This is a genomic window from Alicyclobacillus hesperidum subsp. aegles (assembly GCF_027923525.1).
GTDB classification, from domain to species: Bacteria; Bacillota; Bacilli; order Alicyclobacillales; family Alicyclobacillaceae; genus Alicyclobacillus; species Alicyclobacillus aegles.
Map to the genome: position 1 here is coordinate 80,338 of NZ_BSBJ01000070.1, position 14,653 is coordinate 94,990.

A 14,653-nucleotide genomic window follows, 5' to 3' on the forward strand; every position below is an offset into this window, starting at 1 on the left:
CACATCAGTATAGCATGCCCAAAGCACACTCTGTGGTTAGCGCCATATAGACAGACAAATTAACCTTCCGGTATATTTAATTTCGGATCGATATCCTAGTTGCAAGGAGAGGATGTGTGTGGAAGGAATGGAGCACGCAAGTTACCTAGGTGTACTTGCTAAATGGACCACTGGACGAAGAAGCAAGTGGCTTACGCTTTTCATATGGATTTTCTGCACAGTGGTGGCGTCGTTGGCATTCCCAGCGGCAAACCGAGTAGAAAGCAACAATGCTTCCTATTTGCCAAATTCCGCGCCCAGTGTGCAAGCAGAACAACGGATAGAGAAGAATTTCCCTGCATCAACCGGGACACCGGCACTGGTGGTGTGGTATGACAGCCAAGGGCTCACAAACAAAGATATCGAAATCATCAAAAGCGTTTCCGAGAGGCTCGAGAGTCATCCGGTTGCTTCGCAGATCGCAGTACCGCCTCTTGCCTCCATGCCAGCAGCTGCCCTCGCGCCATGGATGTCTAAGGACAAAACGACTCTCGTATTACCGATCACGCTCAAAAGCAGCGCTACACAAGCGCAATTGCATCAAGCTGTGGTACAGATTCAACACGTTGTGGATGCCGCGGCAGGCAGTCGCGCTATCCAGGGCCCACTGAGCGGCGATGGACTTCACGTGCGAATTACCGGTCCGGCTGGCATCGCGGTCGATGCGGTCAGTTTATTTCAGCACGCGGATTTCGCTTTGCTTATGGCAACGACATTGCTCGTTCTGGCACTGCTTATCGTCATGTACCGTTCACCCATTCTCGCGTTTGTACCGCTGGTGACCGTCGGGATCGCATATGGGCTCATCAGCCCAATCCTCGGGGAGTTAGCCGCTCACCACTGGATTACCTTTGACGCGCAAACAACGTCCATCATGACAGTCCTACTGTTCGGAGCTGGCACAGACTATTGCCTGTTGATGGTCGCCCGGTACCGAGAACAATTGTATCAATCCGAAGACAAGTACAGTGCCATTCGCAAAGCTGTCGGCGGATCAGCCGGGGCCATTGCCATGAGTGGACTCACCGTCGCCCTCGCCCTCTTGTCACTGCTTTTCGCACGTTACCAGTCGTACCATGAATTTGCCGTTCCGTTTTGCTTGGCCATTGCCATCATAGCTCTCGCCGGCGTGACACTGTTGCCCGCCCTCCTTGCCATCCTGGGGCGTGTCGCGTTCTTTCCTTTCATACCGCGCCCAGACGCGGGTACCAAGGCCACGTCCCCTCGGCCATCGCGCGTTCGGCGCGGTGAGCCGGGCGCACTCAGTCGGTGGGTTGGGCACACGGTCACATCGCGATCAGGCATCGTCACGACCTTGGGCATGCTGATTTTAATCGGGCTCGGATTATTCACGTTTCAGATCCGAACGACGTACAGTCTCATCTCGTCGTTTCCACCATCAATGCCTTCTCGCGAAGGCTATGCCATTTTGTCGGAGCACTTTGCCAAAGGCGCACTCGCACCCGTCGAATTGCTCGTACCGAGCGATTCTGCACAGGCGGTAACCAAGGCACTCAAAGACGAACCGTACATCGACACGGCCTACGTTGCCGCAACCAATACACACAATCGCGTCGCGCTTGTCGACATCACGTTGGCAACGGACCCGTACAGCAATACAGCAATGGCCGATCTCGCCCGAATTCGCAGTGTCGCAGAGAAGGCATTGGACGCGCAATCAACCGATAGCGCAAAGCACCAGGTTTGGATCAGTGGGCCCACGGCCACACAGGCCGATACGAAGGCTTTGACAAATCGCGATACAGGCGTCGTAGTGCCGATTGTTATTGGCATGATTGCCTTACTCCTGTGCATGTACTTGCGTTCGATTGTTGCAGTGGTCTATCTCATCGTCACCGTCGTCTTGTCGTACCTCGGCGCACTGGGAGCAGGTTGGCTGGTCATACACTACGCGCTTGGCTCGCCAGCCATCCAAGGTGCGATACCGTTGTACGCATTTGTGTTTCTGGTCGCACTCGGGGAAGACTACAACATTTTTGTGTTGTCGCGTATATGGCAAGCAAAGGGTCGCGTACCCCATCAGGAAGCCATTGAACAGGCCGTAAGTGCGACGAGTGGCGTCATAACTTCGGCCGGACTCATCCTGGCTGGCACCTTCGCAGTTTTGGCCAGTCTCCCCATTCAAGTGCTCGTTCAATTTGGTATCGTATCTGCCATAGGCGTGCTTTTGGATACGTTTGTCGTCCGTCCATTCATCGTTCCTGCCATCACGTCACTCTGTGGGCGTTTTGCATATTGGCCATCCTATCCGTCTGCGAAAACCAATCAATAAATGAACGTGGCGAGGCATGGCGACCAGCGCCTCCTCGCCGTTTGGGTTTTGCACAAGCAGCTTCAACATAGACACAATACAAGTGATCGTGTACCGCATTCCACAAAAAAACCGCCGCTTCGGATACTCCGAAACGGCGGTTTATCATGTTGGCGGAGCCGACGGGATTCGAACCCGCGATCTCCTGCGTGACAGGCAGGCATGTTAGGCCTCTACACCACGGCTCCAAGTGGTTGCGGGGGCAGGACTTGAACCTGCGACCTTCGGGTTATGAGCCCGACGAGCTGCCAACTGCTCCACCCCGCGATATAAAACTGGTGGGTCATGAAGGACTCGAACCTTCAACCTGCCGATTAAGAGTCGGATGCTCTACCAATTGAGCTAATGACCCGGGTGTCCGGCGAACGCTTATAAATATAACACAGGAATTTGCCCTTGTCAAACAGAACTTACATCTTCGACTTCAAATTCATGTAGCTCCGGGACAAATGGCCGATTTTCTGCTGTACGCTCCTCCAAAAATCGGCGAACGAGCTTTTTGACGTCTTGCATTGCATGCCCTTTGTTCTTTCGTAACACCTGACACATAGGAATTTCTGCACAGGTTGCGACATACATACCGTCTGGCAACTGGAACAAGGAAATGTGTAGCTTCATCAGTATTCCTCCCCAATCCCATTGTAATACGCCAAACGTCCCACACAAAATGGTCATCACGCTTTTGCGACAAGCACGATGTCCTCTGCCACAACGTCGCACCACGCCAAGGTTTCTCGAATATCACGGACGAGATCAGGCACGATGTCGTTCAGTTCTTCGTTTGAAATGCCCTGTTCAATCGCCACGGTCTGATGCACCACAAGGTGGATGGAATCGACATTGGCTGGTCGAATCCGAAACCGCCGGCCAAGCCGACGATGCAAATGGTGCACACAGATTCGCTGTACCAGACACGCGATCAGTTTTTGCTCTTTTTCCGTTAAAGCGATTCCAGGATGCTTAACTTGAATTTGCAATAGATCGGCCATACGCAACTATGCCCCTCAAGCAGCCGGCAATCGACTCTTCATTCGTTCCTATTGTACATGTGAAAAGTTCGATTGTCGTTGGAGAGTGTTGCTAGGGCAAGCGCTGTTTGGTTGCCATAGGCCGATCAGACTGCGAAGCCAAGCTCACGCGTGATATGCCCCGGCGCCAATGATCAGCAACACAAGCGCGATGATCCATCCCGCAATTCGGCGCGATCGCGCATGTTGAAGCGACGTCATCACGTGTAAGATGACCACCGCGGCAACCATCAGAATTGGATGACCGATGAACTGCCAATGCGGCCGTCGAACAATCCATGTAATAATACCCAAAACCACCTGCAAGTCAAATAAACCGATGACGATTCCACGAAACGCCTTCGGCAACCCAGCTTTGCTTGCAATTTCCCAGGCTGTCGCGACAATCGCGAGCAGGATCAAAATCACCCCGTAAATCATGTGTACATGGCCCATATCTTCCCCTCCCTTCTGCACATCAACTGCATATTTTCGCGCAGCACTCAAACACTACCGGATGCATGACCATAACCCTTGGAGGGATGACGATGAAGTCTGTGGCGGTAGAACAAGGTTTGACACCTGTAAAAGAGTACCTACAACAACAAGGGTGTCAAGTGGTCGATATGACGGGCGAGCGCCAACAGCCCGGCGTATGTGCGGTCGTCATCACCGGATCGGACAAAAACATCATGGGCATCCAAACCGTAGTCAACAATGTCCCGGTCATCTCAGCCGATGGCTTGTCCCCAGAAGACGTATACCAACGCGTCAAAGAGTACATTCATTGATGTGGCGGGCGACAGGCAAAGTCGCCTGTCGCTCACCTTACACCGTTTCGATTTCCTGAAGAACGAGCCGCGCCGCCCCGAGTACGCCCGCCTGGGAACCCAGCTTCGCCGGAACAATCGTGCAGGCGCGCGCCACGCGAGCCAAGGCCTCTCGATGAAACGCCTTGCGCAATGGCTCAATCAATGCGTCGCCGGCGTTGACAACCCCACCTGCGATCACAATGACGTCCGGATTCAGAATGTTGGCTCCGATCGACAAGCCGACGGCAAGCCAGTGAATCATGTCGTCCACAACCGCTTTCGCCTTCGCGTTGCCCGCCTCTGCCATCTCGAAGATTTCCTTCGAGGTCAATTCACGCCCTTCTTTGCCGACGAGACCAGCTTGTTCCGCATGGCGAGACAGAGCTGTCGCTGACGCCAGGGTTTCCAGGCAGCCATGGTGGCCACAATTGCACAACTCCCCGTCATTTTTGACCATAATATGGCCAATTTCCCCCGCCATATTGGTCACACCGCGGTGTATGCGGCCATTGATGACGATCCCGCCACCAACACCGGTACCCAGCGTCACGCACAAGGCGGTGTTGGCATTGCGCCCCGCACCCAGCCAAACCTCACCGAGCGCAGCGACGTTGGCGTCGTTGTCAACGCGAACCGGCTTGCCCAGCTCCCTGGTGAGCATCTCTCCCAAAGGTACATCCCGCCAATGGAGATTGACAGACTCCTCAATCCATCCTCGTTCGACATCAAGAAAGGCCGCCATGCCGACGCCTACCCCGATGACTTCCGCCCAGGCAATTCCCGCCTGGGCAGTCATCTTCTTGGCTGTTGCGGCAACTTCGCGGCAGAATGCCTCCGCTCCCCGCTCTGGCTCCGTCGGTACGGACTCGCTGGCGATGACCTCACCAGCTTCGTTGACGAGCGCCAACTTGACGTTCGTACCGCCGATGTCGATGCCTAAAGCCAACTTTCCACTCATCCCGTTGCCCCTTCTCCCTTAGTTCATCACTTCTGCAAGCGAGCCCTCATTTCGCTCTTGTATGCTTCAACGCCGGGCTGATCGAATGCGTTGATACCAAGTAGGTAACCACCAAATGCACAAGCGACTTCAAAGAAGTATACCAATTCTCCGTAGAGCGATTCGGCATCGCCGCGGGCCTCAATCCGGATATTCGGAACGCCGGCTTCGCTGTGGGCAATCATGACCGACTCGACGGCAACTTCCTGCAGCTTGTGGAACGAAACGTTCTCCAAATAGCGGTTCTTTTCGTCCAATCCCACTGGCACTTTCAATTCTGGCGCATCATCGATAAACGCGTCGAGCACCGTTTCGACGAGCACCTTGCGCGAATCTTGAACGTACTGACCCATCGAATGTAAATCGGTCGTATATTGCAACATGGTCGGATAAAGGCCGATACCGTCTTTGCCTTGGCTTTCGCCGAACAACTGTTGCCACCAGCCGGCAAAATCAGCCACGCGCGGCTCATAGGTCACAAGTGCTTCGGCGACAAATCCTTGTTGATACAACACGTGGCGCGCCAAGGCGTATTGTACCGCTGGATTGGCCGTGATCGCTACTTTCGCAAGCTGATCCCGCATATTGGCAGCTCCCTGCATCACCTTCCGGTAGTCGACGCCAGCGAGTGCCATCGGCAACAACCCAACCGCCGACAAGACCGAATAGCGACCGCCAATATCGTCTGGAATCGGCAGTGTCACGTACTTCTTCTCGTCCGCGTACGCGCGCAGGCTGCCCTTTTGCGCATCCGTGATGGCACAGATGCGAGCGGACGCCTCCGCCTCACCGTAACGCTTCTCTAAGTAGTCGCGGAACGTATGGAACACCGCCGACGGCTCCAAGGTCGTCCCAGATTTCGAAACAACCACCAAAGTGACTTCGCGGCTGTCCAGGTACTTCAAGAGATGAGCATGGTATGTAGGGCTGAGCTGTTGACCAGCGAAGATAACTTCGTGTTTGCCTTCTTTCGTAAACTCTGGCTGCACCATCGACAGGACCGAACGAGCACCCAGATAGGAGCCACCGATGCCGATGACGACCGTCACGTTCGACTTCGCACGGAAATCAGAGGCGATTTTGTCGATGTCCGCATACAACGACTCGTGATTATCGACAGGCCATGACATCCAGCCCTTACCGAATGCATCGCGATCGCGATTCTGCAATTCTCCGTAAGCAAACTCAGCAAGCGGTGCCAAACGTTTCTCATGTTCTTCGGTGAACCATTTTCTCGCTTTTTCCAGATGCAGTTGAATCATATCTGTCCCTCCTAGACCTAACGAATCTCCCTCAGTATCTTACCACAGTCGACAGTTATCCATTAGATTGCAAGACGATTCACCGCATGGATGCGAACACCTGATGCTTCCGAATATTCAATGATGTTCATGCACGCGTTCTCTTGTACGATCCGCCGATAATTGCGGGCGTCACTGCCAAGTAAGCCAACCAACAACAGGCGATTAATGGTGTTGTGGGCGACCACGGCAATATCACAATCCGCGAACCGCTCAATAAGCCGAGAAAAGGCAGTCAGTACTTCTTGCTGGCGCTGCCCGATGTCCTCGCCGCCCGGAATGTTGACATCCGCGGGATCTGCGAGCCATTGCGCGTACATATCCGGATAACGTTTGTTGACCTCGGCGCGTGTCAACCCTTCCCAAGAGCCAAAACCCACCTCGCGAAAAGCCGGCTCGACATAAAACGCCGCACTCGCCAAGTGCGGATGTGACTCCTGAATGGCCTTCGCCGTTTCTGCCGCACGGCGCAAACCAGAGTGCACAAATGCATGTACGCGAACGCCCGCAAGCATTTGTGCGGCACAGCGAGCCTGCTGCCAGCCAAGTGCAGTCAGGCCCACGTCCGACGTGCCGCAAAACCGTTCGCCATCGGCGTTGTAGACCGTCTGACCGTGGCGAAACAGGTAAACCATCATGCCCGCATCCTCCTTACGCCTGTGTATAAGTGTCTGCCGGTTGTTCGACAATCCACCGGTTCGGCTTGCCTACACAGGCAATCCGCAGTTCGTGCATCGCGCGCGTACACGCCGTGTAAAACAACTCTTGCTCAAACGCGCGCCGATACGCCGACGCTGATCCATCCGCGACGATCACGCCGTCGAATTCCACACCCTTAGCTAGATACGCCGGAACGATGGCAACTCCTGCAGAAAATGTACTCGTCGTTTTGTCAATATGGCGCACATCGCAACCGACGAGCTTCAATTGCTCCGCCATCTGGCTCGCTTCTCGTTGCGTCCGGCATATCACCGCGATGGACTGATATCCTTTACACAGGTACTCCTCAATCCAGGTGCGAATGAGTTGTACCTGATCATCAGGCGCGACCTGTTGCACCACAGGCAACGGCCCTTCGCGATCAAACGGCACAATGGCTTCCCCGTCCCTTGCCATGCCGCGTGTAAAGCGAACAATGGGCGCCGTCGAACGGTAGCTCCGCGTCAGCTCGATAGTCGTCAAATCCGGAAAGCTTTGCCGCAATTCGTCGGCCATCGCCATCCCCGGGACGTGGGCGTAGATAGCTTGGTTCGGATCGCCAAGCAATGTCAGGCGGCTGCGGGGAAACAGGCGCCGGATAACGTACAACTGTAGAGAGGAATAATCCTGTGCCTCGTCGATGAAGACATGGCGAATCGACGTGTTGACGGCTTGGCCGAGTAACAACTCCTTTAAATACAAATAAGGCGTACCATCTTCATACGGCAGTCGACGGTTCGCAATCGCTTGCGTGGTATACATGCACACGGATCGCCAAAGATCTGGAGCTACCTCAGAAGGAACCGAAACCTGGCCTGCCAAGGCTCGCTCAAACCATTGTTGATAAATGGCTGGTACATCGACAAAGGCGAGGCGTTGAATGAACCGGCGAACGGGTTTTAACCGGCGATTAAGCAACATCTTTGCGAGTTCATCGCGCTCTGCTTGGTAATCGTCAAACGAATGCTTAGCGTGCCGACGCCTTTTTTCCACTTGTTTATGAGCTCGTTGATAATCCTCATCGGACATCAACTCCAGCTCATCTTCGACCCAATCGGCAGTCGCTTCCTCCTCGGCAAATGCATCGAGACGTGCCAGCAACTCTTTTTGCACCGTCTCTATCCGCTGGGGCATCCGCCAGTGCGCCTCTGTCTGTGCGAAAATGGCTGCCACTTCATCCGCAGTAACAACCGTTCGGTCCATGAACCGGATCGGCAAGAATCGCATACCAGAAAGAGCGAGTTGTGACACATATTGATGAATGGCATCAGCAAAGGCTGGCGACGCCTTCCACGAAGCGGAGAGCATCTGCATTTCGGCTTCTGGTCCATCCTCGAGGTTCAAAAGCCGCTCAAGCTGGTCAAAACCGTCCTCGACGACAAATTCACCATCTAGCCGCCGTTTCAGGTAATCGTAAAACGTCGTCTGTTCGATGTTTTGCTCGCCAAGTTCAGGCAACACATTGGCCACATACGAACTGAACAGGGGATTGGGTGAGAATAGGAGCATTTGACTGGCTTCTAAGCGCCCTCGATGCTTATAAAGCAGGTAGGCCGCCCGTTGCAACGCAGCCGACGTCTTGCCGCTACCGGCGGCACCGCGCACAATCAGGACTGGACTCGTATCATCGCGAATGACGCGATTCTGCTCGCGTTGAATAGTGGCGACAATGTTTTTCATCTTCGCATCCGCACGGCCGGACAGGGCATACATCAACAGCTCGTCGCCAATCGTAATGCCTGCGTCAAACATCGCAAAAATGGTGCCCCCGCGAATGACAAATTGGCGTTTCAAGGTCATCTCGCCGCGAATCTCTCCGCGTGGAGCTGCGAAAGCGACGGGACCAGGCGTATGGTCGTAGTACAAGCTGGCAATCGGGGCGCGCCAGTCGTAGACCAAAAATTCGTCCGTCTCCTCGTCGCGAAACGAAGCAATACCAATATACACGCGCTCTGTCTCCGCCTCACCTTGCTCCCGAAAGTCGATCCGGGCAAAAAACGGCGACGATTTCTGCTTTTCCAGAACCTCTGCTGCCTCCGCCGCGCGGTGCCACCGTCGTTCGCGCTCGGCTAAGAGCTCCGCTTGCTGGCGGATCGCAAAGTGCGTTTCAACGAGATCGTCTGGGTTACTGACGTTGATCGTCACATCGTCCCAGAAATGCCGACGAATGTCGACCACTTCACCACGAACCTGCGACACATCAGCCTGCATTTGCACCAGCTTCGCTTCAATCCTCTGGACAACCTGGTTGACATACGCCTGTTCGCTAGCCCAATCCGGATGACGGCTCTCCTGGTTTTCTTGCATCGGGTCTGCCTCCTTCTGCAATGAACATCAACCGTCTCCGCGGCGACGGCGAGAGACGGTTGACAACAGTTCTCCGATCACGCTTGTAAAGTGGCCGGCTTGCCTGCCATGGCGCCTTTATAACGCCTGCGGTACATGGCAGCAAAGAACACACAGGACAAGGCTAAAAAGACAATCCCATAAGCCACCAAGCGCCAGATGTCCGTCGTCATGGCAGTCGAATTGCCTCCGCCGATGATATACCGAAAGCCATCTACGGTATAGTGCATCGGTAGCCAGGGTCCCAACTTCTGAAAGAACTTTGGCGACAGCACGACCGGATAGGTCCCGGAACTGCTGGTCAACTGCAAAATCAACAGAATCACACCGATAAAACGTCCGGGGTTTTGCATGGCAGCGACAAAGAACAATAGGATGGCGGCAAACACCAAACTCGTTAAGACAGAGAACAACACAAACCAAACAGGATGCGTCGTGTGCACACCTAATCCTGCAAGTAGTACGAGGTCTGCAAGCAAAGCTTGCACGACTGCCATTGCACCAATCATGAGCCATTTGGAAGCAAACCAAGCGAAGCCGGACGACGGGATCGACGGTGGGTCGCGAAACGATATGATGACGCTCATGAGCAGAACGCCGACGTACAGCCCTAATGACAAAAAGTATGGTGCAAACCCGTTGCCATAGGTGTTGATGTTGCCTGCTTCGAGCTGGTGTACCCCTACCGGATCCGCAATGGCGTTGACGATCTGAGTGTGGTGCACGGTCGGCATCGATCGCGCAGCCGACTGCAAGTGTGACGCCAGCGTTTGGGCACCCGAGGTGACCGACGCGACGCCGTTCGTATAGCGTTCAATGCCCTGGCGCAAGCCCTGTGCACCGGAGGCGAGGCGTGCCGCTCCCCCCTCTAAACCGCCCATGCCAGCAGCCAGTTGACTTGCTCCACGCGCGACCTTCTCTTCACCTATAGCAAGTTGCTGAGCACCGGAGGACGCCTTGTCGATTCCGGTGGTCAGAGCCTGACTCCCCTGTGCCACGGCTCCCGCACCACTAGCCAATTTTTGCGCATTTGCCGCAAGCGACTGGTTTGCCGATGCCACCTGGGCCGATCCGGCCGCGACTTGTTGGCTGGCTGTCAACAACGACTGAAACTGCGCGGAACCGGCCAACGCAGGATTCGCCTTCGCAAGTGCCGCGAGCCCGTCGGCAACCTGTTGTGCGCCGCCAGCCACCTGGCTCGCGCCCGTTGCAGCGCGACCGGCCCCAGTTGCCAACGCCGCCGACCCTGACTGCAATTGCTTTGCTCCGGTCTGCACCTGCGCCGCACCTTGTGTCAACTGCGCCATGCCGGCGGCGAGCTGCGCCGCTGCTTGCTGTGCTCTTGCCGCACCAGACGCAACCTGGCCTGCGCCTGTCGACGCGGTTTGCAGCTTGTTGGCAAGCAGTGTGGATCCACTTTCCACCTGTTGTGCGCCACTCATCAAAGATCCGCTCGCCGCCTCTAGTTTGCCAGCCCCTGCGGCCACTTGCGATGCACCTTTGCCCGCGGCGCGAATCCCGGCTTGCGCCGAAACCAGACCGCTGACCACGTTCTCCGCGTACGATCTCGCCAACTGGCTCGCCGTCTGCTCTTCCAACTTGACCATCGCATTACGTCCAACAATGCCCGCAATGTAGTTATGTCGATCGTTCGTTACACTTTGGATGGTTGGCTGTGGCGCACCTGGCTGCGTCGCCGCGTTTGCCGCCTCTTGCGAGAAGTTGGGTGGAATCGTGATCGTCATGATATACGTTCCATTCACCATGCCTTGTTCTGCCTCTTTGGCATTGACAATCCGCCAACCTAAGTTATGATCCGTTTTCAAGCGGTGGACCATTTGCGCACCGGCGTCGATACGCTTGCCATCAAGCGTGGCACCACGGTCTTCATTGACCACGGCAACCGGCAATCGTTCAAGGTGCCCATACGGATTCCAAAACGCCCATAAAAATGTAGCCGCATATAATACAGGAATCAACAGGATTCCGAAAACTTGAATTCGGTTGCGCCAACTTCGCAAGTTCGAGGACCATTCCTGACCAACGGTTGCCCAAAATCCTCCTGTCTCCATGCTCTCCCTCCTTCGTCCCTTGCTCATTCTGTCTTCGCGACTTTGGATGAATTCCGCAGACCGTCTGCAAAAAGTTGATGAAACAGGAGAATGAGGTTTTCGTTGGAGAGGGGTTCATGCGTATCTGCCCAATCGTTGACCAATGTCGTATACGTGCGCATCAGAACAAACGCAACGATCTCAGGATCACAGGGCTTCACATCCCCTTCCGCGATGCCTCGTTCCAGATATCCTTTCAAATAGTCGACTATCGAATGCTCAACGTGTCGCAACCCGGCACGGGCAGGCTCTGTTCCAAATTGCCGCACTTCCTGCGCTAACTTGGCAAATACGGCGTGTTCCTGGCGAAAGGCGACGACCCGACGCAACCCGCGCTCCAAGTTATCGAAGAAGTCCGCGTTTGGCTGCAACTCCGCTTCTACAGCCTCGCGCAGATGGGCAATTAATTCTTGCAACATATTCCCGAATAGCGCTTCTTTGCTTGGAAAGTGGATGTAAATCGCACCCTTGCTGATTCCTGCTAGACGGGCCACCTGATCCATCGTCGTCGCTTTATAGCCAAACTCGGAAAATGCTTGTTTTGCAGCCGCCTCAATCTTCTCGCGCAAATCCAACATGCTCACTCCCTTCGAGTTGTTTTGACCAAAATCCTAATTTGGTCACTTGGTCAAAAATGAGTATACGACGGGGCATGCATAAGGTAAAGCGCGGCGTCCAAAAGGGATTGCACCCTGGGCCAAGAAAATATAATCAAGAGGAGGGATGCGAATGGAAACCGTTTTATTGACAGGGTTTGAGCCGTTTCAAGGAGAGGTCCTTAATCCCTCGTGGGAAATTGCTCGCACACTAAGCGGCGAAACGCTGGCAAACCGCTTTCGAATTGTCGCCAAACGCCTGCCGACGGCATTTTCCACGGCGGCAGACGAATTGTACAGCGCAATCGAGAGTGTTCACCCACGTGCTGTGATCTGCCTGGGAGAAGCCGGGGGCCGCACACAACTGACGCCAGAGCGCGTAGCCATAAACATCATGGATGCCCGCATTCCAGACAATCAAGGCGCACAACCCCAGGACGAACTCATTAGGCAGGACGGGCCTGTCGGATACTTCTCTTTGCTCCCGCTGCGGCCGATGGTCGAGGCTATCCGGGCTGTCGGTGTGCCCGCGGCAATTTCCGATACCGCCGGTACGTTCGTCTGCAATTATGTGTTTTACACCTTAATGCATCACATTCACACGCATAACCTGCAAATTGTAGGAGGCTTTATGCACGTACCCTATATGACGGAACAGGTGCTCGCAAAAAAGGCGCCCGGTTTGCCGCTCGACTTGATGGCGAAAGGTGTGCGTGCCGCCGTCGAAGCCGTCGTGCAAAGTTTTCCCGAGCGCCCGCCTTTGATGTGCTAAGGGTTTGTTAAAAGAGTGCTTATAAAATGGCGATAGCACCGTCCGCACGTGGCTCTGTACCACCTGCAAGGACGCTATGGCCATCGCGCCAGATGATTTGTCCACGCCCAAATGGCGTGGGGTCATCGGTAACCTCGATATCGTGCCCTCTATCCACAAGCTTTTGAATGGTCTCAATACCCAACGCCCGCTCGACCAGGACGTGCTTCCCGCTCATCCATTGCCAACGCGGCGCATCCAGAGCGGCTTGGGGATTGTGGCCTAAATCGAGGGCTTGGCTCAGCACTTGGACATGCCCTTGAGGCTGCATAAAACCGCCCATGACCCCAAACGGGCCAACCGCCTTGCCATCCCTCGTCAAAAAGGCAGGAATGATGGTATGGTATGGACGCTTGCGAGGAGCGAGCGCGTTGGGATGACTGGGATCCATGCTGAAGTTGTGCCCACGATTCTGCAGAGACACGCCCGTGCCTGGCACGACGATGCCAGAGCCAAAGCCCATATAGTTGCTTTGAATGAAGGACACCATGTTACCCTCGCCGTCCGCTGTGCACAAATACACAGTACCCCCCGGCTGCGGCCGCGAAGGGGGCAGCATAAGGGCCTCGCTCGTGATGCGCGATCGCAACCCAGTGATGAAATCGTCCGCCAAAAGCTCACTTGGTGAGCGGCGCATCGCCGCTGGATCCGCAATTTCGGCAAGACCTACCGAAAACGCGAGCTTGATGGCCTCGATTTCCACGTGGGCACGCTTTTCCGGCGACATGGCGGAGATGTCGAGTCCCTCGAGAATCGCGAAGGCCATCAGGGCAACAATGCCCTGACCGTTGGGTGGCAACTCCCACACGTCGTAACCTCGATAGCGAACAGAGAGTGGCTCGACCCACTCGGGTGCGAACGCAGCGAGATCGGAAGCGCGCAACAAACCACCTGTTTCTTGTGCAAAGCGGTCGATCCGAGCAGCAATCTCACCCTCATAAAACGCGCGCGCCCCGCTTTCCGCAATGGCCTTAAGCGTTTGCGCCGCGTCGGGATTGCGGAAACAGGCACCGGCTTGTGGGGGGGCGCCGCCGGGAGCAAAAACCTTGAAAAACGGTTCGTGTAAAGCTCCGCACAGGCGGCTCCGGTACGCCTCGACGGCGCGACGCCAATTCACCGACGTGACAGGGGCCACCGGAAATCCGTCCTCTGCATATGCAACGGCTGGTGCAAGCGCTTCCCGCAAAGGGACGCGACCGAACCGCTCGGACAGTGCCGCCCATGCACTTGGAGCACCTGGCACGGTCACCGGCAGCCAACCGTGCGTCGGCATCTCGGCGATCCCCCGCGCCGCAAGCGCATCGAACGATAGCAAGGCAGGAGATCTGCCGCTGCTATTAAGCCCGTACATCTTCCCGTCATGCCAGACGATTGCAAACGCGTCGCTGCCAATGCCGTTTGACGTCGGCTCGACAACGGCCAGCGCAGCGGCGGCGGCCACCGCCGCGTCCACGGCGTTGCCCCCACGGCGTAAAACTTCCACGCCCGCCGCGGATGCGAGCGGCTGCGACGTCGCAACCATGCCGCCGCGCGCATAGACGACTGTGCGCCGAGACGGATATGGATAATGTGTTCCATCCAACGAAAGGCTCCCCATCCCTA

Annotated in this window: 13 protein-coding genes and 3 tRNA genes; 3 read left to right on the forward strand and 13 right to left on the reverse strand. The window is 55.5% G+C overall.

Going from position 1 to position 14,653, the window contains the following annotated elements; all coding sequences use genetic code 11:
• Nucleotides 1–112 precede the first annotated feature (112 nt).
• Nucleotides 113–2,332 carry an MMPL family transporter gene (locus QMF38_RS12795; protein ID WP_281759655.1) on the forward strand — a complete coding sequence of 740 codons (2,220 nt, stop codon included), beginning with the start codon at nucleotides 113–115 and terminating at the stop codon, nucleotides 2,330–2,332.
• A 150-nt stretch (nucleotides 2,333–2,482) separates the two neighbouring features.
• Here QMF38_RS12795 and QMF38_RS12800 read toward each other — a convergent pair.
• The 6 genes from QMF38_RS12800 to QMF38_RS12825 all read right to left on the reverse strand — a co-directional run bounded on the left by QMF38_RS12800 (nucleotide 2,483) and on the right by QMF38_RS12825 (nucleotide 3,834).
• Nucleotides 2,483–2,559, reverse strand: a tRNA-Asp gene (locus QMF38_RS12800).
• A 3-nt stretch (nucleotides 2,560–2,562) separates the two neighbouring features.
• A tRNA-Met gene (locus tag QMF38_RS12805) sits at nucleotides 2,563–2,638 on the reverse strand.
• Nucleotides 2,639–2,647: 9 nt separating this feature from the next.
• Nucleotides 2,648–2,723 (reverse strand) — tRNA-Lys (locus QMF38_RS12810).
• A 47-nt stretch (nucleotides 2,724–2,770) separates the two neighbouring features.
• Nucleotides 2,771–2,989, reverse strand: coding sequence for a hypothetical protein (locus tag QMF38_RS12815; RefSeq protein WP_040288468.1), 219 nt, complete (start codon nucleotides 2,987–2,989; stop codon nucleotides 2,771–2,773).
• Nucleotides 2,990–3,045: 56 nt separating this feature from the next.
• On the reverse strand, nucleotides 3,046–3,360 hold the full coding sequence (locus QMF38_RS12820; RefSeq protein WP_040288501.1) for a hypothetical protein: 315 nt from the start codon (nucleotides 3,358–3,360) through the stop codon (nucleotides 3,046–3,048).
• Nucleotides 3,361–3,504: 144 nt separating this feature from the next.
• Nucleotides 3,505–3,834: a hypothetical protein gene (locus QMF38_RS12825; RefSeq protein ID WP_281759656.1), complete on the reverse strand. Its 330-nt coding sequence runs from the start codon at nucleotides 3,832–3,834 to the stop codon at nucleotides 3,505–3,507.
• A gap of 92 nt (nucleotides 3,835–3,926) precedes the next feature.
• Between QMF38_RS12825 and QMF38_RS12830 the strand changes: the two genes are divergently transcribed.
• The gene (locus tag QMF38_RS12830) at nucleotides 3,927–4,169 is read left to right on the forward strand and encodes a YkuS family protein (RefSeq protein ID WP_040288470.1); all 243 of its coding nucleotides are present in this window, start codon (nucleotides 3,927–3,929) and stop codon (nucleotides 4,167–4,169) included.
• 37 nt (nucleotides 4,170–4,206) lie between these two features.
• Here the strand turns inward: QMF38_RS12830 and QMF38_RS12835 are convergent, their stop codons facing one another.
• The 6 genes from QMF38_RS12835 to QMF38_RS12860 all read right to left on the reverse strand — a co-directional run bounded on the left by QMF38_RS12835 (nucleotide 4,207) and on the right by QMF38_RS12860 (nucleotide 12,222).
• Complete coding sequence (locus tag QMF38_RS12835) at nucleotides 4,207–5,148, reverse strand: ROK family protein (RefSeq protein ID WP_281759657.1); 942 nt, start codon at nucleotides 5,146–5,148, stop codon at nucleotides 4,207–4,209.
• 26 nt (nucleotides 5,149–5,174) lie between these two features.
• The gene (locus QMF38_RS12840) at nucleotides 5,175–6,449 is read right to left on the reverse strand and encodes a glucose-6-phosphate isomerase (protein ID WP_281759658.1); all 1,275 of its coding nucleotides are present in this window, start codon (nucleotides 6,447–6,449) and stop codon (nucleotides 5,175–5,177) included.
• Between the two features lie 62 nt (nucleotides 6,450–6,511).
• Nucleotides 6,512–7,126 carry a histidine phosphatase family protein gene (locus tag QMF38_RS12845; protein ID WP_006445733.1) on the reverse strand — a complete coding sequence of 205 codons (615 nt, stop codon included), beginning with the start codon at nucleotides 7,124–7,126 and terminating at the stop codon, nucleotides 6,512–6,514.
• Between the two features lie 13 nt (nucleotides 7,127–7,139).
• Nucleotides 7,140–9,494, reverse strand: coding sequence for an RNA polymerase recycling motor HelD (helD, locus tag QMF38_RS12850; protein WP_281759659.1), 2,355 nt, complete (start codon nucleotides 9,492–9,494; stop codon nucleotides 7,140–7,142).
• A gap of 77 nt (nucleotides 9,495–9,571) precedes the next feature.
• On the reverse strand, nucleotides 9,572–11,605 hold the full coding sequence (locus QMF38_RS12855; protein ID WP_281759660.1) for a YhgE/Pip family protein: 2,034 nt from the start codon (nucleotides 11,603–11,605) through the stop codon (nucleotides 9,572–9,574).
• A gap of 23 nt (nucleotides 11,606–11,628) precedes the next feature.
• Complete coding sequence (locus QMF38_RS12860; RefSeq protein ID WP_281759661.1) at nucleotides 11,629–12,222, reverse strand: TetR/AcrR family transcriptional regulator; 594 nt, start codon at nucleotides 12,220–12,222, stop codon at nucleotides 11,629–11,631.
• Between the two features lie 151 nt (nucleotides 12,223–12,373).
• Here QMF38_RS12860 and pcp point away from each other — a divergent pair, with 151 nt between their 5' ends.
• Nucleotides 12,374–13,012, forward strand: a complete 639-nt coding sequence (pcp, locus tag QMF38_RS12865; RefSeq protein ID WP_390854640.1) for a pyroglutamyl-peptidase I — start codon at nucleotides 12,374–12,376, stop codon at nucleotides 13,010–13,012.
• A gap of 19 nt (nucleotides 13,013–13,031) precedes the next feature.
• Here pcp and QMF38_RS12870 read toward each other — a convergent pair whose 3' ends face one another.
• Entirely contained in the window at nucleotides 13,032–14,648 is a 1,617-nt protein-coding gene (locus tag QMF38_RS12870; protein ID WP_281759663.1) for a gamma-glutamyltransferase family protein, read from the reverse strand.
• Nucleotides 14,649–14,653: the final 5 nt, after the last annotated feature.